Here is a 22,515-nt window from a genome sequence, read left to right as displayed (position 1 = left end):
TTTGAATCGCGGACTGTTGCACGCTCAACGTAACGTGACATTGTACGCTGGTGTTCTGCACCCACCCGGAGGAACACCATGGCCGAGCTCACGTCCCGCACCCTGATCTCCGTGCAGGAGCGGCTCCGCGACCAGGTCGCCCACGCGCTCCGGGCGGCCCTGATCTCCGGCGAACTGCGCCCCGGCGTCGTCTACTCCGCACCCGCCCTCGCCGCCGACTTCGGCGTCTCCGCGACCCCGGTGCGCGAGGCCATGCTCGACCTCGCCCGGGAGGGACTGGTCGAGGCCGTCCGCAACAAGGGTTTCCGGGTCACCGAACTCACCGAGCGCGACCTCGACGACTACACCGAGATCCGCGCCCTGATCGAGGTCCCGACCGTCGGCCGGGTCACCCGCGCGGCGACCAAGGACCAGCTGGAACGGCTGCGCCCGCAGGCCGAGGCGATCGTCGCGGCCGCCCGCAAGCACGACCTCATCGGCTACCTGGAGGCGGACCGGCAGTTCCACCTCGACCTGCTGGGGCTGGCCGGCAACGCGCGGCTGGTCGACGTGGTCGGGGACCTGCGCAAGCGCTCCCGGCTGTACGGGCTGACCCGGCTGGACGAGCAGGGGCAGCTGGTCTCCTCGGCGGAGGAGCACGTGGAGTTGCTGGACCTGATGCTCTCCGGCGACGCCGAGGCGGCGGAGGCCTGCATGACCCGGCACCTCAGCCACGTCCGCTCGCTGTGGGCGGGCCAGGACGAGGCGGCGGAGCGCCCGGGTCTGCGGCTGCGGGCCCGGTAGGGCTAAACCACCCGTTCGGGTGAAGGATGGGGATCGGGTGCTGGGAGGCGCTCGCGTTCTTACGATGATGATCTCGACGTCGGCAGTCAGGAGGAACTCCATGTCCGCCGCCGCAGTGGAAGAACCCTTCGGGCAGATGACGTTGCTCGAGGCTGCAGAGCTGATCTCCGATCGACTCGTGGGGCACCGGGTCGAGATTCTCGGAGGTCAGATGATCTGAAGGTGAAGCCGCCGCTGTACGCCGAGGCAGGGGTGCCGGTCTACGTCATCGTGGACCGGACGAACCAGCGGGTGATGGTGCTGACCGACCCCAAGGACGGAGAGTACCGAGTGCACGCCGTCCACCATCCTGGGCAGTCGTTGACGCTGCCCGAGTCGATCGGGGCGTCGGTGACGCTTTCGGTGGACGACGTGCTCGCGGCGAAGAAGTAGTTCAGGCCACCACCGTCGGCAGGGTCAGGCGGCCGTCGTGGACCTCGGCGACCTGGTCGACGGCCGTCAGGTGGGTGCGGTCGTGGGTGACCAGGACGGTGGCCGTGGCGCGGCGGTGGGTCAGGTCGGTGATCAAGTCCAGGACCGCTGCGCCGCGTTCGTGGTCGAGGGCGCTGGTGGGCTCGTCGACGAGCAGCACCGTGGGGTCGTTCATCAGGGCGCGGGCGATGTTGACGCGTTGGCGCTGGCCGCCGGAGAGCTGGTGGGGGCGGCGGGCGGCCTGGTCGCGGAGGCCGACGGCGGCGAGGAGTTCCAGGGCGCGGGTGTGGGCCTCGCGGGGGGAGCGGCCGTCCAGGTGGGCCATCACCTGGAGCTGTTCGGCGGCAGTGAGCGAGGGCAGCAGGTTGGGCTGCTGGAAGACGATGCCGATCCTGGTGCGGCGCAGGGCGGTGAGTTCGGCGCGGCCGAGGCCGGCGGTGTCGGTGCCGTCGACGACGACCCGGCCGGAGTCCGGGCTGATCAGGGTGGCGGCCACCGCCAGCAGGCTGGACTTGCCGGAGCCGGAGGGGCCGACCACGGCGGTGATGGAGCCCTTGGGGACGGTCAGCGAGACATCGTCCAGGGCGGTCAGCCGGCCGTCACCGTCCGGGTAGGTCAAGGTGATGCGGTCGAGGTGGAGACTCATCGGGCGCTCCCCAGGGCGGTCAGCGGGTCGACGGAGGTGATCCGGCGGATGGACAGGGCCGCGCCGATCGCGCCGAGGGCGATCATGACGACGGCGGGCAGCAGGACGGTCGGGGCGTCCAGGACGAAGGGGACGGCGGAGCCGAGCAGCGCGCCGAAGCCGGAGGCGATCGCGGTGCCGACGGCCGTACCGAGCACCAGCAGCAGTACGGCCTGGCCGAGGGCGTCCCGCAGCAGGTAGCGGGTGGAGGCGCCGAGGGCCTTCAACACCGCGATGTCGCCGCTGCGTTGGATCGTCCAGACGGTGAAGAAGGCGCCGATCACCAGGGCGGAGATGGCGAACAGGAAGCCGCGCATCAGCTGGAGCGAGCCGTTCTCGGAGGTGTAGGAGCCGATCGCGGCGAGGGCGTCGTCGCGGGTTCGGGTCACGGTGCCGTGGCGGGTGTCGGCGGCGGCGAGGTCGGCGCCCTTGCCGGTGTGCAGGGCGATGACGGTGGCGTGGCCGGCGCCGCCGGGGGCGAACTGCTGCCAGTCGTCGAGGCTGGTCCAGATCACCGGGGTGTGGCTGTACGCGGCGTCGCCGGCGACGGCGGCGACGGTGAGCCGGTGCCCGGCCACGGTGAAGTCGGCGCCGGGGGTGAGGTTGCCGAGCTTCTCGGCGGCGGTGGTGGACAGCACGGCCCGGCCGGGGGCGATCCGGTCGCCCTGCGGGGCCAGGTCGGAGCCGTCCGGGACGCCGAAGGCGGAGAGTGCGGCGGTGCGAGTGCCGGCGGCGGCCTTGGTGGTGGTGATGCCGAGCGGCTGGGCGGAGGTGACGCCGGGCTCGCGCGTCCAGGCCTGCCACTGGTCGGGGGTGAGCTGGGAGTCGGTGAAGTTCAGCTCCTGCCCGTCGGCGGGCTTGGAGAACACCAGGTGGTCGGCGGGCAGGCCGGTGATCGCGGAGATGTTCTGCCGGCCGAGTCCGGCGGTCAGTCCGGACAGCAGGCCGACCAGGACGGTGATCAGCACGATGACGGTTCCCATCAGGGCGAACCGCCCCTTGGCGAACCTGAGATCCCTCCAGGCGACGAACACGGTGGGCCTTCCTGCGGCAGCGGGACTGGGGACGTTGCCACCGGCAGCGGGGCCGGTGACGTTGCCGCCGGCAGCGGAGCCGGTGACGTTGCCACGCTCCCCGAAACGGGGTGGCCGGGGCATCGCGCCCGGGATTGCATCCTGGGCATCAAAGGGCAGAAGCGGAGTTCAACCTTTTGATTGATGCCGGGCCCGGGAGGCGGAACTTAAGCTGGAGGGATGGCGACCGAACGATCCAGAACCACACCCGTCGCCCGCGTCCTCCGGCTCTGCCTGCACCTGCTCGTGGCGGGCCTGCTCGCCCTCGCGGTGGCCCGGGCCGCCTTCGTCGACCGGGGCGGGGACCCGGCGGCCGTCGCCGCCGCGGCCACCGCGATGGCCGCCGTGTACGCCGTCGGGCCGAAGCTGGCCGCCGTCCACCGCTCCCGCCGGGGCGCGGCGCTCTGGCTGGCGCTGCTCGGCGTCACCTGGGCGGGCGTGCTGGTCGCCACCCAGGACGGGGTGTGGCTGGCCTTCCCGCTGTACTTCCTGGAACTGCACCTGCTCGGGCGGCGCGGCGGGCTGACGGCCGTCGCCCTCACCGCGCTCGGGGCGATCGCCGCGTGGTCCTGGCACCAGCACTCCTTCAACCTCGCCGCCTCGATCGGGCCCGCGCTCGGCGCGGCCGTCGCCACCGCCACCGTGCTCGGCTACCAGGCGCTGTACCGGGAGAGCGAGGAACGGCGCCGGCTGATCGACGAACTGACCGCCGCCCGCGCCGACCTCGCCGCCGCCCACCACGCGGCCGGGGTCCTCGCCGAGCGGGAGCGGCTCGCCCGGGAGATCCACGACACCCTCGCCCAGAGCCTCAGCTCCATCCAGCTGCTGCTGCGCGCGGCCCAGCGGGCGCTGCCCGAGCGCACCGAGGCCGCCGCCGGGTACGTGGAGCAGGCGCGCCAGGCCGCCCAGGACAACCTGGACGAGGCCCGGCGGTTCGTCCGCGCGCTCACCCCGCCCGCGCTGGACGGCGATTCGCTGCCGGTCGCGCTGGATCGGCTCTGTGCGACCACCACCGCGCACAGCGGACTGCCCGTCCACCTGCACGTCTCCGGGGACCCCCTACGGTTGCCGGTCGCCCAGGAGGTGGCGCTGCTGCGGATCGCCCAGTCGGCGCTCGGCAACACCGTGCGGCACGCGAAGGCCTCGCGCGCCGAGGTGACACTCAGCTACATGGAAGGCGAGGTGGCGTTGGACGTGTTCGACGACGGGACCGGGTTCGACCCGGCGGCGGTGGCCGGCCGCACCGGCGCGGACGGCGGCTTCGGACTGCCCTCGATGCGGGCCCGGGCCCGCGCGCTCGGCGGCAGCTTCACGGTGGAGTCCGCACCCGGCGAGGGGACGGCCCTCGCGGTGCAACTGCCCGTCACCCCGGAGGCCGGCCCGTGATCCGGCTGCTGATCGCCGACGACCACCCGGTGGTGCGGGCCGGGCTGCGGGCGGTGCTGGAGAGCGAACCCGACTTCGCCATCGTGGCCGAGGCGGCGACCGCCGAGCGGGCCGTCGAACTGGCGGCGGAACCAGGCGTGGACGTGGTGCTGATGGACCTCCAGTTCGGGCCCGGCTCGGCCATGAACGGGGCCCAGGCCACCGCCGCGATCACCGCCCGGGCGGGCGCGCCGCGGGTGCTGGTGGTCACCACCTACGACAGCGACGCGGACACCCTCCCGGCCCTGGAAGCCGGTGCCACCGGGTACCTGCTGAAGGACGCGCCGCCGGAGGAACTCGCCCAGGCCGTCCGGGCCGCCGCGGCGGGGCGCAGCGCGCTGGCGCCGAGCGTCGCCGACCGGCTGCTGGAGCGGATGCGGACGCCTGCGGCGGCGCTCAGCGCCCGGGAGACCGAGGTGCTGGGGCTGGTCGCGGACGGGCTGACCAACCAGCAGGTCAGTCAGCGGCTGCACCTGAGCCAGGCCACGGTGAAGTCCCATCTGGTGCACATCTACACCAAGTTGGGGGTCGATTCTCGGACGGCGGCGGTGCGGGAGGCGCGCGGGCGCGGGCTGATCCGCTGAGCGTAGGGTGAGGGAGTTCCGTACCCGTAGCAGTGTTCCGTGCCCGTGGCGGAGTGAGGAGCCCCCGATGGCCGCGCGTCTCTCCGAACTCAACGAACTCGCCGAACTCACCGAACTCGCCGTTCCGGTGATCGGTGCCCCGATGGCGGGCGGCGCCTCGACGCCGGAGCTGGTGGCGGCGGTGAACCGGGCCGGCGGGCTTGGGTTCCTCGCCGCGGGGTACCGGAGTGCCGCCGCGATGGGCGAACAGATCGCCGAGGTACGGAAGTCGACCGGCCGGCCGTACGGGGTGAACCTCTTCGTGCCGGCCCCGCCCGCGGATCCGGCCGCCGTCGCCGCCTACCGGGACCGGCTGCGGCCGGAGGCCGAGCGGTGGACGGTGGAGCTGCCGGAGGAGATCGGGCCGGACCGGGACGACTGGGAGGCCAAGCTCGCCGCGCTGCTCGCCGACCCGGTGCCGGTCGTCTCGTACACCTTCGGGCTGCCGGCGGCCGAGGAAGCGGCGGCACTGCGGGCGGTGGGGACGCGGCAGGTCGCCACCGTCACCACGCCGGCGGAGGCGCGGGCGGCGCAGGAGACCGGGATGGACGCCCTGTGCGTGCAGGGCCCGGAGGCCGGCGGGCACCGCGGCACCCATCGGGTGACGGACCCGCCCGGAGAGCTGCCGCTGCTCGAACTGCTGCCCGCCGTACGGGCGGTGACCGTGCTGCCGCTGATCGCCGCCGGCGGGCTGGGCGACGGCCCGGCGATCGCGGCGGCGCTGCGGGCCGGGGCCGCCGCGGTGCAGCTGGGGACGGCGCTGCTGCGCGCCGACGAGTCCGGCGCCTCCGCCGCCCACCGGGCCGCGCTCACCGAACTGCCGGAGACCGTCGTCACCCGCGCCTTCACCGGCCGCCCCGCCCGCGGCCTGCGCAACGCCTTCATCGACCGCTACGGCCCGTACGCCCCGCCCGCCTACCCCGAGGTCCACCACCTCACCGCCCCGCTGCGCGCCGCCGCCACCCGCCGGGCCGACACCGACGCCATGCACCTCTGGGCGGGCACCGCCCACCGACGGGCCCGTACGGGCCCGGCGGAGGCCATCGTCACGGACCTGTGGCGGAGCGCGCGGGGGGTCTGACTCAGCTCAGCAGCTGGGACATCCAGGACTCGATGGCGGGGACGGTGCGGGGGAGGGCGCCGGACATCAGGTGGGCGCCGTCCTCGGTGATGACGAGGTCGTCCTCGATGCGGATGCCGAGGCCGCGGAGTTCGAGGGGGAGGGTTTCGTCGTCGGGCTGGAGGTAGAGGCCGGGTTCGACGGTGAGGACCATGCCGGCCTCCAGGGTGCCGTCGACGTAGCGGTCGGCGCGGGCCTTGGCGCAGTCGTGGTAGTCGAGGCCGAGCATGTGGCCGCTGCCGCAGAGGGTGTAGCGGCGGTGGAGGCCGTTGTCCTCGGCGAGGGCCTGGTCGGCGGGGACGCGCAGGACGCCCCAGTCGGCGAGGCCTTCGGCGATGACCCGCATGGCGGCGTGGTGGAAGTCGCGGAAGCGGGCACCGGGGCGCAGGGCGGCGATGCCGGCGCTCTGGGCGGCGAGGACGAGTTCGTAGGCCTGCCGCTGGACCGGGGTGAAGGTGCCGCTGAGCGGGAGGGTGCGGGTGATGTCGGCGGCGTAGAGGGTGTCGGTCTCGACGCCGGCGTCGAGCAGCAGCAGGGCGTTGGGGTCGAGGGCGCCGTCGTTGCGGATCCAGTGGAGTACGCAGGCGTGGGCGCCGGAGGCGGCGATGGTGGTGTAGCTGGGGCCGTTGCCCTCGGCGCGGGCGCGCAGGTCGAAGACGCCTTCGATCCAGCGTTCGCCGCGGTGGTGGCGCAGGGCGGTGGGCAGGGCGCGGACGACGTCCTCGAAGCCGCTGACGGTGTGGTCGACGGCGAGTTGCAGCTGCTGGACCTCCCAGTCGTCCTTGATCAGGCGCAACTCGGAGAGCACGGCGGCGAGTTCGTGGTCGGCGGCGGATGCCGTACGGTGCCCGGTGGCCTGGTCGACGACCGGGTCGGTGCCGGCCAGCACCCGGGTGGGCGGCTGTGGCCCGGTGAGCGACTTGCCGAGGTCGTCGAGGTGTTCGGTGCGCACGCCGGTGAGCCGGGTGGTCTCGTCGAGGTCGGGGCGGCGCCCGACCCAGAACTCGCCGTAGCGGCGGTCGCGGTAGAACTCGCCGCCGCTGCGCGGGGACCGGGGGCGGACGTGGAGGACCGGTTCGTGGCCTTCGGGGCCGGTGGGTTCGAGGACGAGGACGTGGTCGGCCTGGTCCTCGCCGGTGAGTCCGGTGAGCCAGGCGTAGGCGCTGTGCGGGCGGAAGCGGTGGTCGAGGTCGTTGCAGCGGACCTTGAGCCGCCCGGCGGGGACGATCAGCCGTTCGCCGGGGAACGCGGCGGAGAGCCGGGCGCGGCGGCCGGCGAACCGGTCGTAGCCGGGGACGCGCCGGTCGGCGGGGAGCGGGGTGGCGGCCCAGGCGGTGGCCATGAAGGCGTCCAGGGCGGGGGAGACCGGGAGGTCGTGGCTCCCGGTGGCGGGGCCGGGCTGGGGGTGGGTCACCGGTGAACTCCTAGGCGGGGTCGGGCTGCTGGGGGTGGTGGGACACAGCTGGGTAACGGAGGGCGCCACCTCTTGTGCAGTGCAATTTCACATTACTATGTTACGGGTCACACGGTGGTGCGGCCAGAGCCGGCCCCGCAGACCAAAGCAGGCCCCCCACAGCGGAGTTGCCACATGACCAGGCGCACCCATGCCCTTCTCGCCGCCGCCCTCGCGGCGACCCTCACCCTCGGCCTCGGGGCCTGCAAGAACGACAAGAGCGACAGCGGCGCCGACGCGGCCCCCGGCAGTGCCAAGGGGCCGGGCGCCGCGAGCGGCTCGGTCATCGGCGGCACCCCGGTCAAGGGCGGCACGCTCACCGTCCTGACCAACCAGGACTTCGCCCACCTCGACCCGGCCCGCAACTGGACCGTCCCGCACATGGACTTCGGCACCCGGCTGCTCTACCGCACCCTGACCACCTTCAAGGCCGAGCCGGGCGCGGCCGGCAGCGAGATCGTCCCGGACCTCGCCACCGACCTGGGCAAGTCCTCGGACGGCGGCAAGACCTGGACCTTCACGCTCAAGGACGGCCTCAAGTACGAGGACGGCAGCCCGATCCTGGCCGCCGACATCAAGTACAACGTGGAGCGCTCCTTCTCCCCGGACCTCACCGGCGGACCGGACTACGCGATCCAGTACCTGGCCGGCGGCGAGAAGTACAAGGGCCCGCTCACCGGCGAGCACCTGGCGAGCATCGAGACCCCGGACGCGAAGACGATCGTCTTCCACCTCAAGCGCCCGGTCGCCGAGTTCTCCGACACCGTCACCCTGCCGACCTTCTCCCCGGTGCCGCAGTCCCAGGAGAAGGGCACCCAGTACGACTCCCGGCCGTTCTCCTCCGGCCCGTACAAGATCGAGAGCTACGACCGGGGCAAGCAGCTGGTGCTGGTCCGCAACACCAGCTGGGACCAGGCCACCGACACCGTCCGCAAGGCCTACCCGGACCGGATCGTGGTCACCGAGGGCATCAAGGGCGGCCAGGCGGACGACCGGATCATCGCCAGCGAGGACGCCGACGCCAACGCCATCAACATGCCCTGGATGCAGCACGAGTCGGTCGCCAAGGTGCTTCCCAAGGCGGACGTCAAGGCCCGGATGGCGGCCGAACAGACCGGCTGCACCGACATGCTGTACCTGAACACCGCCAAGGCGCCCTTCGACGACCCGAAGGTGCGCGAGGCGATGATGTGGGCGGTCGACCGCGAGGCCCAGGTGACGGCCTTCGGCGGTCCGGCGATGGCCGACGTGGCGACCTCCTACCTCCCGCCCTCGCTGACCGGCGGGGCCAAGGCGGACCCGCTGAAGATCCCGGCGGCCGGCGATCCGGAGAAGGCCAAGGCCCTGCTCAAGGACGCGGGCAAGACCGACCTGAAGGTCGGGCTGACCGTCTCGCTCGGCGACAAGACCCGGGCCGAGGCGATCCAGCAGTCGCTGGGCAAGGTCGGCGTCCAGGTCACCGTCAACACCGTGGACCCGTCCGCCTTCACCGACACCCTCGGCGACACCAAGAACGCTCCCGAGCTGACCATCAACGGCTGGTGCCCGGACTACCCGTCCGCCGCGACCTTCCTGCCGTTCCTGTTCGACGGACGCACCATCAAGGAGAAGGGCAACCAGGGCAACTTCAGCCAGTTCCGGGACCAGGCCACGATGGACGAGATGGACCGGATCGCGGCGATGTCGGACGTCAACGAGGCCAACAAGGCCTGGCAGCAGTTGGACGAGGAACTGCTGAAGAAGGCCCCGGCCGTCCCGCTGATGTGGCAGCGCCGCCCGCTGATGGTCGGTACCAACGTGGCGGGCGCGTTCGGCAGTTCGGGCTACGCCGGGATGATCGACCTGGCCGTGGTCGGCCTCAAGGACCCGGCCAAGGGCAAGGGCTGAGGATGACCGTCACCACTGAACCCGTCGCCGTGGCGGCGGGCCCCGCGGAAGCCGCCGGAGGCGGGCCCTGGCGCCGGGTGGGGCAGCAGCTGTGGGCCCGCGGATCGGCCCGGTTCGGCCTGATCACGGTCGGCGTGCTGGTCCTGGCGGCCGCGCTGGCCGGCCCGCTCAGCTCGCTCGGCGGCTGGTCCCCCGAGGAGTTCGACAAGCGCGCCGTGGATGCCTACCTGGGCGGCATGCCCAGGGGCGACTTCGGCGGCATCAGCACCCGGCACTGGCTGGGCGTCGAGCCGATCACCGGCCGCGACCTGTTCGCCCGGGTGCTGCACGGCGGCCAGGTGTCGCTGCTGATCGCGTTCAGCGCGACCGCGGTCGTCGTGGTCACCGGCACCCTGGCCGGCGTCGCGGCGGGCTACTTCGGCGGCCGGACGGACGCCGTGCTGTCCCGGCTGATGGACCTCACGATGTCCTTCCCCTCGCTGATCTTCATGATCGCGATGATGTCGGTGGCCAAGGACGTCAACCGGATCCTGCTGATCACCCTGGTCATCGGTCTGTTCACCTGGCCCGGCATCGCCCGGGTGGTGCGCGGCCAGACCCTCTCGCTCAAGCACCGCGAGTACGTCGAGGCCGCCCGGGTCGGCGGCGCCCGCTCCTGGCGCATCCTCACCCGGGAGATCCTGCCGAACGTCTCCGGCCCGGTCATCGCGTACACCACGCTGCTGATCCCCGGCATGATCGCCACCGAGGCCGCGCTCAGCTACCTCGGCGTGGGCGTCCGCCCGCCGACCCCGTCCTGGGGGCAGATGATCGCCGAGAGCATCGTCCACTACGAGACCGACCCGACGTACTTCCTCATCCCGACGGCGTTCCTGTTCCTCGCCGTGCTCGCGTTCACCCTGCTCGGGGACGCCCTGCGCGACATCCTCGACCCCCGGGGAGCCCGGTCGTGATCCTCTACCTCGGCCGCCGACTGCTCGGCGTGGCGGGCATCCTGCTCGCCATCTGCGCCATCACCTTCACCATCTTCTACCTGCTGCCCAACGACCCGGCCGCGGCCGCCTGCGGCAAGACCTGCAGCCCCGAGCGGCTCGCCGACGTCAAGGCGGCGATGGGCCTGGACAAGCCTGTCTGGGAGCAGTTCACCGCCTACCTGACCGGGATCTTCGCCGGCCGCGACTACGGCACCGGCCCCAGCGCCGTGCACTGCGGCTTCCCCTGCCTCGGCTACTCCTACGAGTACGGGCTGCCGGTCTGGGACCTCCTCACCGACCGGCTGCCGGTGTCGATCTCGCTGGCCATCGGCGCGGCCGTGCTCTGGCTGCTCCTGGGCCTCGGCGCGGGCGTCACCTCGGCGTTGCGCAAGGGCGGCCTCACCGACCGGACCCTGATGGTGCTCTCGGTCGGGGCGGCCTCGCTGCCGGTCTACTTCACCTCGATCATGCTGATCTGGGGCGTGGTCAGGACGGCCGGGCTGCTGCCCTACCCCTCGTACCACGCGTTCACCGAGAACCCCGTGGCCTGGGCGTCCAACCTGCTGCTGCCGTGGATCGCGCTGGCCCTGCTGTACGCGGCCATGTACGCCCGGCAGAGTCGCAACTCGATGATCGAAGCGATGGCCGAGCCGTACATCCGCACCGCCCGCGCCAAGGGGCTTCCGGCCCGCACGGTGACCGTCAAGCACGGCCTGCGCTCCGCGACGACGCCGATCCTGACCATCTTCGGGATGGACCTCGGCGGGCTGCTGGCCGGTGCCGTCATCACCGAGTCGATCTTCGGACTGCCCGGTGTCGGCCGGCTGTTCTACGACGGACTGGCCCGCTCCGACCAGCCCGTGATCCTCGGCGTCACCCTGCTCGCGGCCTTCTTCATCGTCGCGGCCAACCTGCTGGTCGACGTGCTCTACGCGTACGTCGACCCGAGAGTGAGGTACTGATGACCGGACTGCTGGAGGTCGAGGACCTCGGGGTCTCCTTCGACACCCCGCGCGGCACCGTCCGGGCCGTGGACGGCATCTCCTTCACCGTCGCGGCCGGGCGCACCCTCGGGCTGGTCGGCGAGTCCGGCAGCGGCAAGTCCGTCACCTCGCTGGCCGTCATGGGCCTGCACCGGGGAGCCGCCGTCACCGGCTCGATCCGGCTCGACGGGCAGGAGCTGAACGGCCTGGGGGAGCGGGAGTTGGGCACCGTCCGGGGCCGACGGATCGCGATGGTCTTCCAGGACCCGCTGTCCAGCCTGCACCCCTTCTACACCGTCGGCGAACAGATCGCCGAGCACTACCGGGTGCACTTCCGGGCGGGCCGCAAGGCCGGCCGGGCCAGGGCCGTCGAGATGCTCGCCGAGGTCGGCATCCCGGAACCGGCCCGCCGGGTCGACGAGTACCCGCACCAGTTCTCCGGCGGCATGCGCCAGCGCGTCATGATCGCCATGGCGCTCGCCTGCGAACCCGACCTGCTGATCGCCGACGAGCCCACCACCGCACTGGACGTCACCGTCCAGGCGCAGATCCTCGACCTGATCGCCCGGATCCAGCAGGAGCGCGGTCTCGGCGTCGTGCTGATCACCCACGACCTGGGGGTGGTCGCCCGGGTCGCCCACGAGGTGCTGGTCATGTACGGCGGCCGGGCGGCCGAACAGGCCCCGGTGGAACGGCTGTTCGCCGCACCGGCGCACCCGTACACCCGCGGCCTGCTGGACTCGCTGCCGCGCCTGGACGACACCGACGACGCCCCGCTGCGGGCCATCCCCGGCAGCCCGCCGTCGCTGCTCGTCCCCGCCCCCGGCTGTTCCTTCGCCCCGCGCTGCGCCCGCACCGGCACCGCGCCGGCCGAGGAGCACGCCCGCTGCCTGGCCGAGCGCCCCTCGCTCGGCCCGCTCGGTCCGGCCACGGCCGGTCACCGGGCCGCCTGCCACCTGCCACTGGTGCCGGAAGGAGCCGTCTGATGGCGGAACCACTGCTGTCCGTACGGGACTTGGTGAAGACCTTCGCCGGGCGGCGCAGCCGCACCGGCCGGCCCGGGGCGCCGGTGCGGGCGGTGGACGGAGTGAGCTTCGACCTCGGCGCGGGCGAGACCCTGGGCCTGGTCGGCGAGTCCGGCTGCGGCAAGTCCACCACCGGACGGATGATCGTCCGGCTGCTCGACCCCACCTCGGGCACCGTCACCTTCGACGGCACCGAGATCGGCGGCCTCTCCCAGGCCCGGCTGCGGCCGCACCGGCGGCACCTGCAGATGGTCTTCCAGGACCCGTACTCCTCGCTCAACCCCCGGCAGACGGTGGCCCGGATCATCTCCGAGCCGCTGCTGGTGCAGGGCGCGTCCGCCGCGGCGGCGCGCGGCCGGGCGGCCGAGCTGATGGAGCTGGTCGGGCTGATCCCCGAGCACCTCGACCGCTACCCGCACGAGTTCTCCGGCGGCCAGGCGCAGCGCATCGGGATCGCCCGGTCGCTGGCCACCTCGCCGAAGCTGGTGATCGCGGACGAGCCGGTCTCCGCGCTCGACGTCTCCGTCCAGGCCCAAGTGGTCAACCTGATGGAGCAGTTGCAGCGGGAGCTGGGCCTGGCGTACGTGTTCATCGCGCACGACCTCTCGGTGGTCAAGCGGGTCTGCGACCGGGTCGCGGTGATGTACCTGGGCCGGATCGTGGAGATCGGCGACAAGGCCGAGGTGTACGGCAGTCCGGCGCACCCCTACACCCGGGCGCTGCTGTCCGCCGTCCCGCTCCCGGACCCGGCGGCCGAGCGGGCCCGGGAGCGGATCGTGCTGCTCGGCGACCCGCCGAGCCCGGCCGACCCGCCCACCGGCTGCGGCTTCCACCCGCGCTGCCCCAAGGCGCAGGCGCGCTGCCGGACGGAGCGGCCGCTGCTGGAGGTGGTCGGCACCGGCGGGCGGCAGGCGGCCTGCCACTTCCCGGCCCAGGAGTCCTCCGGCTGATCCCGCCGGTCGCACCACGAGCCCCCGGTCGGGCGCGGCGGGGAACCTCACGAGGGCCGCGTCCGACCGGGTACCACCGCTGCTGCTCCGCTCGCTCCTGTTCTGCTACTGCTCCTCGGCGGGCAGCAGCAGCCGGGGCCCGGGCCCCTCGGTGGCGAGTTCGTCGCCCGGGTTGAGCACCCGGCAACGGCGCAGCGACACGCAGCCGCAGCCGATGCATCCGGTGAGTTCGTCCTCCAGGTGCTCCAACTCCGTCCGGCGGGCGCGTAGTTGCTCGGCCCAGCGGCGGGAGATCCGCTCCCAGTCGTGCTTGCCCGCCATCCGGTCCTCGGGCAGGCCGGTGAACACCTCGGCGACCTCGGAGAGCGGGATGCCGAGCCGTTTGGCGACCAGGATGAGCGAGATCCGGCGCAGCACGTGCCGCCGGTAGCGGCGCTGGTTGCCCGCCGAGCGCTCGGAGGAGATCAGGCCCTGCTCCTCGTAGAAGCGCACCGCGGAGGTGGCGATCCCGGCGCGCCGGGCCACCTCGCCGACGCTGAGCAGGTCGACGGGTGCGGTTCCGGCCATGGCCACCACTCCTTGACTTCAAGCTCTGTTGAAGTCCTAGATTATCGGACGTGACCGGATCCTCTGCCGTCGGACCGCCAGGACCGTTGCCGGTCAGCCCAGTTGACCACCGCAGGCGCCGGACTCGGGGCCTCGGGCCGGTCCGTCCGGGGTCAGTGCACGGTGTACTCCACCGTCACGCTGATCACGACCAGCACCGCGTAGACCACCGCCAGGGTGGTCCGCCCGCCGGCGTGCAGCGCGAGCGCCCCGGTGAGCAGGGCGAGCAGCTTGAGCACGATCTCCACGCCGAGCGGCTGGCGGAACTTCGGCCCGCCGGCGGCCAGGAACAGGCCCCAGAAGGTGGCCGCCAAGGCCGGGGCGCCGAGGCCCAGCAGCAGTCGGGTGGCCAGGCTGGAGCCGGCCTTGAACCCCCAGTAGCAGAGCGAGGCGAGCAGGGCGAGCTCCAGCCCGAAGGCCAGCCCCGCGTTGGTCGCGGTCAGCGGGGTCCACTGCCGCTGGCCGACCGGTCCCGGTCTTGCGATCTTCATCCCGTGCTCTCCCCGTTCGCGGTGCCGCCCGGGGTCGGGCGGCGGTCACGCGGAGTTTCCCAGTCCGGCGCCCGGGAACTCAACGGATCGGCCCGAAGCCGTGTGCGGGACGGGGGTCGAACCGTAGCCTGGCCATGAAATGTCACACATCACCAGCGCCATCAGCCATCACCATCACCATCACGAGAGGGAGTACCGCCGTGGTCGATGACCTGAGCACCGCCGAACCCCCGGCCCCACTGCTCGCCGCCGAGGGCCTGTTCAGCGTCTCGCCGCAGGCCGCGCACCTCAACCACGGCTCGTACGGTGCCGTGCCGCTGCCGGTGCAGCGGGTGCAGGAGGCGCTGCGGACGGAACAGGAGCTGGACCCGGACCTCTTCTTCGCCGACCTGCCCGCCCGGGTCGCCGGGGCCCGCGAACGGATCGCCGCCGAGCTGGCCACCGACCCGGAGCGGCTGGCGCTGGTCGCCAACGTGACCGAGGCGGTGGCGATAGCCCTGGACAGCATCCCGTTCGCCCCCGGTGACCGGGTCCTGGTCACCGACCACGGCTACGGCGCCGTCACCGAGGCCGTCACCCGCCGGGCAGCCGAGACCGGCGCCGAACTGGTGGTGGCCGAGGTGCCGCTGGACGCCCCGGACGAGCGGGCCGTCCGGGAGGCGGTGCTCGCGGCCGTGGACGGGCGCACCACCGTCGCCGTCCTGGACCGGATCACCTCGCTCACCGCCCGGACCGTGGCCTCCCCGGAGCTGGTCGCCGAGCTGCGCGGGCGCGGGGTGACCACCCTGGTGGACGGCGCCCACGCGCCCGGCATGCTGGCCGAACCGGTCGACCCCGGCGCCGACTTCTGGTTCGGCAACCTGCACAAGTGGGCCTTCGCCCCGCGCGCTACCGGTGTGCTGTCCGTCCGCCCCGAGTGGACGGCCCGGGTGCGCCCGCTCGCGCTGTCCTGGGAGCACCACCGGGGCTTCCCGGCCAACGTCGAGTGGCGCGGCACCGGCGACTACACCCCGTGGCTGGCCGCCCCGGCCGGCTTCGAGCTGCTGCGCGAGCTGGGCCACCGGGCGGTCGCCGCGCACAATGCCGCGCTCGCCGCGTACGGCCAGCGGGTGCTGGTCGAGCGGGTGGGCCTGCGGCCGCTGCCCGCGACGCCCGGAGTGTGGATGCGCACCGTGCGGCTGCCGGAGGGCCGGGCCGACTCCGACACGTCGTCCCGCGCGCTGGTGGCCGAGCTGTGGCGGCGGCACCGCGTCCGGGTCGCGGTCCGGCCGGGGCCCGACGGCGGGGTGTTGCGGGTCAGCGGCCAGCTGTACAACCGGGCGGCGGACTACGAGCGGCTGGCGGAGGGGCTGGTGGAGCTGCTGAAGGACTAGGCCCCGTCCGGCGGACCGTGGTCGCCCGCCGCGCGCAGCTCTGCGAGCAGCCCGTCCCGGTCGGCGAGCAGCCCGGTGAGGATCCGCCGGGCTGCTCGCAGCAGGTCGGCGACGTCGCCGCCGGCCAGCGCGTAGACCACCGTGCTGCCGTCCCGGGTGGCGGTGACGATGCCGGACCGGCGCAGCACCGCGAGCTGCTGGGACAGGCTGGAGGGCTCGACCTCCAGCTCGGCGAGCAGGCAGCGGACGGGTGTCGGTCCGGCCTGGAGCAGCTCCAGCACCCGGATCCGGACGGGATGGCCGAGCATCCGGAACAACTCGGCCTTGGCCTGGTAGACGGCTACCGTCACGCGGCCCCCCTTTCCTGTGTCGTCCCCGTGTCGGTCCCCGTGGTGGCGGGCTCAGATCTCCAGCGAGAGCTCGATCTGCTTGAGCCGGTGGCGGGCCATCGCCAGGTTGGACCGGCTGCGGTGGAGCACCAGGAAGAGGAACAGCCCGCGCCCGCTGGGCGTCGTGATCGGCCGGACCATGTGGTACTGGTGGGTCAGCGTGATCAGGATGTCCTCGATCTCGTTGTCGAGCAGGTTGAGCGCCTCCATCGCCCGCATCTTGGCGCGGACCACGTCGGTGTTCCCGGCCGCGGCGACGTTGAGGTCCAACTCGCCGCCGTCGCCGAGGGTGCCGAGGGCCATGCCGCTGCCGTAGTCGACCAGGGCGACGCCGATCGCGCCGTCGATCGACATGGCGTCCTTGAGGGACGTCTCCAGGTTCGCCATCGTGGCGGTCCTCCCGTGAGTTGGTGGCTGTGGCTCCCGAAGGTAGGCAGCAACTCCCGCACTCCACCGCGGATGACCGCAGACGTCCGGATCTGATCCACTCCTGATCGCTTGAAGACATTTGCAACTATGGATGTGGGAGAGGAGTGATCTCCTCGCACGGAAAACGGTGCTATCGATGTCACTCCACCCGGGTAACCTCTCGCTGAGATGCGAGATCACACCAACCACACCCGGACGGCGATGAACACCCCCGATCCAGAGCCCCAGGACGACCAGGAGCTCAGCCCCGCCGAGGCGTACGCGGCCAGCCGTCGCCGGGCCCAGGAGCAGGCCACCGCCCTGTACGGCTTCCAGCAGCTCTACGACTTCCCGCTGGACGACTTCCAGCTGGAGGCCTGCGAGACGCTGGAGGCCGGCTCAGGGGTCCTGGTCGCCGCCCCCACCGGTTCTGGGAAGACCATCGTCGGCGAGTTCGCCGTGCACCTGGCCCTCCAGGCCGGCCGGAAGTGCTTCTACACCACGCCGATCAAGGCGCTCTCCAACCAGAAGTACGGGGACCTGGTCAAGCGCTACGGTGCCGCCAAGGTCGGCCTGCTCACCGGCGACAACACCGTCAACGGCGACGCCCCCGTGGTGGTCATGACCACCGAGGTGCTGCGCAACATGCTCTACGCGGGCTCCAGCACCCTCGACGGCCTCGGCTACGTCGTCATGGACGAGGTGCACTACCTCGCCGACCGCTTCCGCGGCGCCGTCTGGGAGGAGGTCATCATCCACCTGCCCGAGTCGGTCACCCTCGTCTCGCTCTCCGCGACCGTCTCCAACGCCGAGGAGTTCGGCGACTGGCTGGACACCGTCCGCGGCGGCACCAAGGTCATCGTCTCCGAGACCCGCCCGGTGCCGCTGTGGCAGCACGTGATGGCCGGCAACCGGATGTACGACCTGTTCGCCGACCCCGACCGGGACGGCCGCCCCAAGGCGGGGCCGCGCCACCCCGGCAAGCTGGTCAACCCCGAACTCGTCCGGCTCGCCCGCTCCGAGCTCGACCGCAACCCGCGGGACCGCTTCGGCCGCGGCCGGGGCCGCTCCATGCCCAACGGCCGCCCCGGCCGGGTCTGGACCCCGGGCCGGGTCGACGTCATCGACCGCCTCGACGCCGAGGGCCTGCTGCCCGCGATCACCTTCATCTTCAGCCGGGCCGGCTGCGAGGCCGCCGTCCAGCAGTGCCTCAGCTCCGGGCTGCGGCTCAACAAGGACTCCGACCGCGCCCTGGTGCGGGCCGTCGTCGAGGAGCGCTGCGCCGACATCCCCGACGAGGACCTGCACGTCCTCGGCTACTTCGAGTGGTTGGACGGGCTGGAGCGCGGCATCGCCGCCCACCACGCCGGGATGCTGCCCCGGTTCAAGGAGGTCGTCGAGGAGCTCTTCGTGAAGGGCCTGGTCAAGGCCGTCTTCGCGACCGAGACCCTGGCGCTCGGCATCAACATGCCCGCCCGCTCGGTGGTCATGGAGAAGCTGGTCAAGTGGAACGGCGAGACCCACGCCGACATCACCCCCGGCGAGTACACCCAGCTCACCGGTCGGGCCGGGCGGCGCGGCATCGACGTCGAGGGCCACGCCGTGGTGCTCTGGCAGCGCGGCCTCGACCCGGAGGCGCTGGCCGGCCTGGCCGGCACCCGTACGTACCCGCTGAAGTCCTCGTTCCGGCCCTCGTACAACATGGCCGTCAACCTGGTCTCCCAGTTCGGCCGGCACCGCTCCCGCGAACTGCTGGAGACCTCCTTCGCCCAGTTCCAGGCGGACCGCTCGGTCGTCGGCATCGCCCGCCAGGTGCAGCGCAACGAGGAGGGGCTGGACGGCTACCGCGAGTCGATGACCTGCCACCTCGGCGACTTCGACGAGTACATGGAGCTGCGCCGCCGGCTCAAGGACCGCGAGAACGAACTGGCCCGCGAGGGCACCAGCCAGCGCCGTGCCGCCGCCGTCGAGTCCATCGAGCAGCTCAAGCCGGGCGACGTCATCCACGTCCCCACCGGCAAGTTCGCCGGCCTCGCCCTGGTCCTCGACCCGGGCCTGCCGCCGGTCAGCCGCTCCGGCCGGGGCGGCCCGCGCCACCCCGACTACCAGGACGGCCCGCGCCCGGTGGTGCTCACCGCCGAACGGCAGGTCAAGCGGCTCGCGATGATCGACTTCCCGTACCCCGTCGTCGCCGTCGAGCGGGTGCGTATCCCCAAGTCCTTCAACCCGCGCAGCCCCCAGTCCCGCCGCGACCTCGCCTCCGCCCTGCGCACCAAGGCCGGCCACCTCGAACCCGAGCGGTTCCGGCGCGGCCGCGCGGCCGCCGCCGACGACCCGGAGATCACCCGGCTGCGCATCGAACTGCGCCAGCACCCGTGCCACGGCTGCTCCGACCGCGAGGACCACGCCCGCTGGGCCGAGCGCTACCACCGGCTGCACCGCGACACCGAACTGCTCGAACGCCGGATGCGCTCCCGCACCCACACCATCGCCCGCACCTTCGACCGGGTCTGCGGCCTGCTCACCGACCTCGGCTACCTCCAGGGCGACACCGTCACCGACGACGGCAAGCGGCTCGGCCGGCTCTACGGCGAACTCGACCTGCTCGCCTCCGAGTGCATCCGCGAGGGCGTCTGGAGCGGCCTCGCCGCCGCCGAACTCGCCGCTTGCGCTTCGGCGTTGGTTTACGAGTCGCGCCAGTCCGACGACGCCGGTGCGCCCCGGGTGCCGGAGGGTGCGGCCAAGGACGCACTCGGCAAGATGGTCCGGATCTGGGGCCATCTGGACGCCCTGGAGGAGCAGCACCGGATCAACACCGCCGAGGGCGTCGGCCAGCGCGAACCCGACCTCGGCTTCGCCTGGGCCGCCTACCGCTGGGCCCTCGGCCACAGCCTCGACCAGGTCCTGCGCGACGCCGACATGCCGGCCGGCGACTTCGTCCGCTGGACCAAGCAGCTGATCGACGTCCTCGGCCAGATCCAGGACGCGGCCGGCGGGGACGCCGAACTCCGCAAGACCGCCCGCAAGGCCGTCGACGGCCTGCGCCGCGGCATCATCGCCTACTCCTCGGTGGGCTGAGCCGGGTACCCGAAGGGGCCCGCACGTTCGAAGCGAACGTGCGGGCCCCTGTCGTGCTGTGCGCCGGCCCCTACTTGAGCGTGGGCAGGTAGGAGTAGCAGCCGTAGTAGTCCTTGGTCGCCTCGATCATGACGTCGCCCGTCCTCGGGCCGACGACGCCGTCAGGGTCCAGGTGCGCCCACTTCTGGAGGGCGACGACCGCCCCGTAGGTGTCCGGTCCGAACGCGCCGTCCACCGTGACCGTGTGGTAACCGGTCTGGTACTGCAGGCTGTTGGATATCAGCTGGACACACTTGACGCTGGCGTAGGTGTTGCTCTTGCCGTAGCCGACCCACAGCGAGCCGGAGTTGGGCACGGCCTGGGCCGTACCCGCGACCCCGACCGTGGCCAGGGCGGCGGCCGCGAGCACGAACGCGCCGCGCCGCTTGATGGAGATGCTGTTCAAGGAGACCCCCGATTTCGGAACAGAACTGATCATCAGTTCCCCGAACTATACGGCCGCCCACCGACAGGCCGCCGGGGGGCCGGCGACCGACCGGCGGGGAGTGGGGTCAGTGGGTGGCGAGGGCCTCCAGGACGCGGTCCAGGGAGGTGCCGAGGCCCCAGCGGGTGGCGAGGTGTTCGAGGGTCATCGGGTCGAGGGGCTCGTGGGGGAGGGCCGGGTCGAAGGCGGGGAGGGGGGCGTCGTCGGCGACGCGGACGACCTTGGGGGCTACGTCCAGGTAGGCGGCGCCCTCGACGATGTTGCGGCGGCGGGCCGGGGTGAGTCCGGAGCCGAGGTCGAGGGCGGCGGCGCGGATGGCGGGGAGGTCGCCGTACTCGTTGATCAGCTGGGCGGCGGTCTTCTCGCCGACGCCCTTGACGCCGGGCAGGCCGTCGGACGGGTCGCCGCGCAGGGCCGCCATGTCGGCGTACTGGGCGCCGCGCACGCCGTACTTCTCCAGCAGCAGCGCGTCGTCGGTGACCTGCAGGTTGCCCATGCCCTTGACCGGATAGAGCACGGTGATCTGCCGTGCGTCGTCGACGAGTTGGAAGAGATCCCGGTCACCGGTGACGATCTGCACCGGGCCCTTGGCGCGGGCGGTGAGGGTGCCGATGACGTCGTCGGCCTCGTAGCCGGGGGAGCCGATCCGGGCGATGCCGAGGGCGTCCAGCACCTGCTCGATCACGGGGACCTGCGGGGCGAGGGTGTCCGGCACCTCCTCCTCGCCGGCCTCGGCCGCGGCCGGCTCCTCGGCGACCCGGTGGGTCTTGTAGGAGGGGATGAGGTCCACCCGCCACTGGGGGCGCCAGTCGGCGTCCATGCAGGCGACGAGTTCGTCGGGCCGGTGGTCGTGGACCAGCCGGGCGATGAAGTCCAGCAGGCCGCGGACGGCGTTGACCGGCTCACCCTGCGGCGAGCGCAGGGTGTCCGGTACGCCGTAGTAGGCCCGGAAGTACAGGCTGGCGGAGTCGAGGAGCATCAGTCGCGGTGCGGTCACGACTCAGATCATGCCGCACCGTGAGGACAACAGCGGGCTCAGTGCTCGTGCGGCCCGGCACGGTGGACCGGGCCGTGGGCGTCGGCGCAGTGCTCGGCGGGCGACTCGCCGGGGCCGGCGATCTGCAGCAGGGCGCCCGCCTCGTCCTCGCCGACGTGGTCGACCTGGAGGGTGCTGTGGGTGATGCCGTACTCCGTCGAGAGCCGGCGCTGGAGTTCGCGCCGGACGGCGTGGCAGTCGCCGCCGGGGGTGACCAGGATGTGCGCCGACAGGGCGGGCTGGTTGGAGGTGATCTCCCAGATGTGCAGGTCGTGGATCTCCTCGACCAGCGGCTCGGTGACCAGCCGGTCGGCCACCGCGTCCGGGTCGATCCCGGCCGGGGCGGCCTCCAGGAAGATCCGCCCGGAGTCCCGGACCAGGCCGATGCCCGCCTTGAGCATCAGGGCGACCACGATCAGCGAGGCGATCGCGTCGGCGCGGACGAAGCCCGTGGTCAGCACGATCAGGCCGGCCACGGCGGTGGCGATGAACGCGTACAGGTCGGTGAGCACGTGCTGGAAGGCGCCCTCGACGTTCAGCGAGCTGCGGTTGGCCTTCGACATGCACCAGGTGGCGGCCAGGTTGACCACGATGCCGATCAGCGCGGTGATCAGTACCAGCGAGCCGGTGACGTCCGGCGGTGTGATCAGCCGGGTGACCGCCTCGTAGCCCAGCCAGGCGGACAGGACGAGCAGGGTGACGCCGTTGGCCTGTGCGGAGAGGATCTCGGCGCGCTTGAGCCCGTAGGTGTAGCCGCCACGGGCCGGGCGGGCGGAGAGCCGCATGGCGATCAGGGCCAGCACGATCGAGGCGGCGTCGGTGAGCATGTGCGCCGCGTCGGAGATCAGGGCCAGCGACTGGGCGGCGAAGCCGACCACGACCTCGCCGGCCATGAAGACGACGATCAGGGTGAGGGCGCTGACCAACCAGCGGCGGTCGGCGTCGGCGGCGACGCCGTGGGAGTGCCCGCCGTGGCCCCCGTGGCCGTGCGCGTGGCTGCCGTGACCTCCGTGGCCGTGGCCCTGTGAGTTCTGGTGGTCATGCGCATGATCATCGTGGGAATGCTCGTGCCCGGCCATCGAAGTCCTCTCTGGACGTACGGGTGGGGGTGACGGGGTGCGATCGCCCGCACTCGAAGTGAACCGCAGAATCGACAAAGATCCAAAGGCTGAACTGGTGACCGTTGTCGTTGCCGTCC

The 22,515-nt window shown here is 72.5% G+C and carries 22 protein-coding genes; 12 read left to right on the top strand and 10 right to left on the bottom strand.

The genetic code is table 11. From position 1 onward, the window contains the following. The first annotated feature begins 78 nt into the window (after positions 1-78). Together ACZ7BZ_RS19125 and ACZ7BZ_RS19120 are read left to right on the top strand one after the other, a co-directional pair. Complete coding sequence (locus ACZ7BZ_RS19125) at positions 79-783, top strand: GntR family transcriptional regulator (protein ID WP_470359290.1); 705 nt, start codon at positions 79-81, stop codon at positions 781-783. Between the two features lie 222 nt (positions 784-1,005). After that, on the top strand, positions 1,006-1,215 hold the full coding sequence (locus ACZ7BZ_RS19120) for a Uma2 family endonuclease (RefSeq protein WP_470359289.1): 210 nt from the start codon (positions 1,006-1,008) through the stop codon (positions 1,213-1,215). A 1-nt stretch (position 1,216) separates the two neighbouring features. On the opposite strand, the gene ACZ7BZ_RS19115 is transcribed toward ACZ7BZ_RS19120, so the two are convergent. Both ACZ7BZ_RS19115 and ACZ7BZ_RS19110 read right to left on the bottom strand, forming a co-directional pair. Beyond that, entirely contained in the window at positions 1,217-1,900 is a 684-nt protein-coding gene (locus tag ACZ7BZ_RS19115; protein ID WP_470359288.1) for an ABC transporter ATP-binding protein, read from the bottom strand. Continuing rightward, on the bottom strand, positions 1,897-2,973 hold the full coding sequence (locus ACZ7BZ_RS19110; RefSeq protein ID WP_470359287.1) for an ABC transporter permease: 1,077 nt from the start codon (positions 2,971-2,973) through the stop codon (positions 1,897-1,899). Before ACZ7BZ_RS19110 ends, ACZ7BZ_RS19115 begins: the two co-directional genes overlap by 4 nt. A gap of 219 nt (positions 2,974-3,192) precedes the next feature. Here ACZ7BZ_RS19110 and ACZ7BZ_RS19105 point away from each other — a divergent pair, with 219 nt between their 5' ends. From ACZ7BZ_RS19105 to ACZ7BZ_RS19095, 3 genes are all read left to right on the top strand, one after another. Then, the gene (locus ACZ7BZ_RS19105; RefSeq protein ID WP_470359286.1) at positions 3,193-4,398 is read left to right on the top strand and encodes a sensor histidine kinase; all 1,206 of its coding nucleotides are present in this window, start codon (positions 3,193-3,195) and stop codon (positions 4,396-4,398) included. Continuing rightward, positions 4,395-5,021 (top strand): response regulator transcription factor, encoded by a 627-nt coding sequence (locus ACZ7BZ_RS19100; RefSeq protein WP_350507111.1) that lies wholly within the window; start codon positions 4,395-4,397, stop codon positions 5,019-5,021. The genes ACZ7BZ_RS19105 and ACZ7BZ_RS19100 overlap by 4 nt, the downstream gene beginning before the upstream one ends. Positions 5,022-5,088: 67 nt before the next feature. Then, on the top strand, positions 5,089-6,141 hold the full coding sequence (locus tag ACZ7BZ_RS19095) for a nitronate monooxygenase (RefSeq protein ID WP_470359285.1): 1,053 nt from the start codon (positions 5,089-5,091) through the stop codon (positions 6,139-6,141). A gap of 1 nt (position 6,142) precedes the next feature. On the opposite strand, the gene ACZ7BZ_RS19090 is transcribed toward ACZ7BZ_RS19095, so the two are convergent. Next, entirely contained in the window at positions 6,143-7,594 is a 1,452-nt protein-coding gene (locus tag ACZ7BZ_RS19090) for an aminopeptidase P family protein (protein ID WP_470359284.1), read from the bottom strand. A gap of 174 nt (positions 7,595-7,768) precedes the next feature. Here ACZ7BZ_RS19090 and ACZ7BZ_RS19085 point away from each other — a divergent pair, with 174 nt between their 5' ends. Genes ACZ7BZ_RS19085 through ACZ7BZ_RS19065 form a run of 5 tightly spaced genes read left to right on the top strand, consistent with a single transcriptional unit; the run spans position 7,769 to position 13,452 of the window. Next, positions 7,769-9,520: an ABC transporter substrate-binding protein gene (locus ACZ7BZ_RS19085; protein ID WP_470359283.1), complete on the top strand. Its 1,752-nt coding sequence runs from the start codon at positions 7,769-7,771 to the stop codon at positions 9,518-9,520. 2 nt (positions 9,521-9,522) lie between these two features. Continuing rightward, entirely contained in the window at positions 9,523-10,473 is a 951-nt protein-coding gene (locus ACZ7BZ_RS19080) for an ABC transporter permease (RefSeq protein WP_465744527.1), read from the top strand. Then, the gene (locus ACZ7BZ_RS19075) at positions 10,470-11,456 is read left to right on the top strand and encodes an ABC transporter permease (protein WP_470359282.1); all 987 of its coding nucleotides are present in this window, start codon (positions 10,470-10,472) and stop codon (positions 11,454-11,456) included. Before ACZ7BZ_RS19080 ends, ACZ7BZ_RS19075 begins: the two co-directional genes overlap by 4 nt. Then, a complete protein-coding gene (locus ACZ7BZ_RS19070; RefSeq protein WP_470359281.1) occupies positions 11,456-12,463 on the top strand; it encodes an ABC transporter ATP-binding protein in 1,008 nt (335 codons plus the stop codon). The genes ACZ7BZ_RS19075 and ACZ7BZ_RS19070 overlap by 1 nt, the downstream gene beginning before the upstream one ends. After that, a complete protein-coding gene (locus ACZ7BZ_RS19065) occupies positions 12,463-13,452 on the top strand; it encodes an ABC transporter ATP-binding protein (RefSeq protein ID WP_380456537.1) in 990 nt (329 codons plus the stop codon). Before ACZ7BZ_RS19070 ends, ACZ7BZ_RS19065 begins: the two co-directional genes overlap by 1 nt. 105 nt (positions 13,453-13,557) lie before the next feature. Here ACZ7BZ_RS19065 and soxR read toward each other — a convergent pair whose 3' ends face one another. Both soxR and ACZ7BZ_RS19055 read right to left on the bottom strand, forming a co-directional pair. Then, positions 13,558-14,019, bottom strand: a complete 462-nt coding sequence (gene soxR / locus ACZ7BZ_RS19060) for a redox-sensitive transcriptional activator SoxR (protein ID WP_470359280.1) — start codon at positions 14,017-14,019, stop codon at positions 13,558-13,560. A 152-nt stretch (positions 14,020-14,171) separates the two neighbouring features. Beyond that, a complete protein-coding gene (locus tag ACZ7BZ_RS19055) occupies positions 14,172-14,549 on the bottom strand; it encodes a YrdB family protein (RefSeq protein ID WP_470359279.1) in 378 nt (125 codons plus the stop codon). 200 nt (positions 14,550-14,749) lie between these two features. Between ACZ7BZ_RS19055 and ACZ7BZ_RS19050 the strand changes: the two genes are divergently transcribed. Continuing rightward, positions 14,750-15,922 carry an aminotransferase class V-fold PLP-dependent enzyme gene (locus ACZ7BZ_RS19050; RefSeq protein ID WP_470359278.1) on the top strand — a complete coding sequence of 391 codons (1,173 nt, stop codon included), beginning with the start codon at positions 14,750-14,752 and terminating at the stop codon, positions 15,920-15,922. Here ACZ7BZ_RS19050 and ACZ7BZ_RS19045 read toward each other — a convergent pair. Further along, the gene (locus ACZ7BZ_RS19045) at positions 15,919-16,272 is read right to left on the bottom strand and encodes an ArsR/SmtB family transcription factor (protein WP_470359277.1); all 354 of its coding nucleotides are present in this window, start codon (positions 16,270-16,272) and stop codon (positions 15,919-15,921) included. The genes ACZ7BZ_RS19050 and ACZ7BZ_RS19045 overlap by 4 nt on opposite strands. 51 nt (positions 16,273-16,323) lie before the next feature. Continuing rightward, positions 16,324-16,698 carry a hypothetical protein gene (locus tag ACZ7BZ_RS19040; protein ID WP_470359276.1) on the bottom strand — a complete coding sequence of 125 codons (375 nt, stop codon included), beginning with the start codon at positions 16,696-16,698 and terminating at the stop codon, positions 16,324-16,326. A gap of 243 nt (positions 16,699-16,941) precedes the next feature. Here ACZ7BZ_RS19040 and ACZ7BZ_RS19035 point away from each other — a divergent pair, with 243 nt between their 5' ends. After that, positions 16,942-19,797, top strand: coding sequence for a DEAD/DEAH box helicase (locus tag ACZ7BZ_RS19035; protein ID WP_470359323.1), 2,856 nt, complete (start codon positions 16,942-16,944; stop codon positions 19,795-19,797). A gap of 70 nt (positions 19,798-19,867) precedes the next feature. On the opposite strand, the gene ACZ7BZ_RS19030 is transcribed toward ACZ7BZ_RS19035, so the two are convergent. From ACZ7BZ_RS19030 to ACZ7BZ_RS19020, 3 genes are all read right to left on the bottom strand, one after another. Next, the gene (locus tag ACZ7BZ_RS19030) at positions 19,868-20,242 is read right to left on the bottom strand and encodes a peptidoglycan-binding domain-containing protein (protein ID WP_380456527.1); all 375 of its coding nucleotides are present in this window, start codon (positions 20,240-20,242) and stop codon (positions 19,868-19,870) included. 106 nt (positions 20,243-20,348) lie between these two features. Continuing rightward, a complete protein-coding gene (locus tag ACZ7BZ_RS19025; protein WP_470359322.1) occupies positions 20,349-21,260 on the bottom strand; it encodes a 5'-3' exonuclease in 912 nt (303 codons plus the stop codon). A 56-nt stretch (positions 21,261-21,316) separates the two neighbouring features. Then, on the bottom strand, positions 21,317-22,396 hold the full coding sequence (locus ACZ7BZ_RS19020; protein ID WP_470359275.1) for a cation diffusion facilitator family transporter: 1,080 nt from the start codon (positions 22,394-22,396) through the stop codon (positions 21,317-21,319). Positions 22,397-22,515: the final 119 nt, after the last annotated feature.

It is taken from the genome of Kitasatospora sp. NPDC036934 (assembly GCF_055608425.1).
This window is presented reverse-complemented; position numbering and strand designations above follow the sequence as displayed.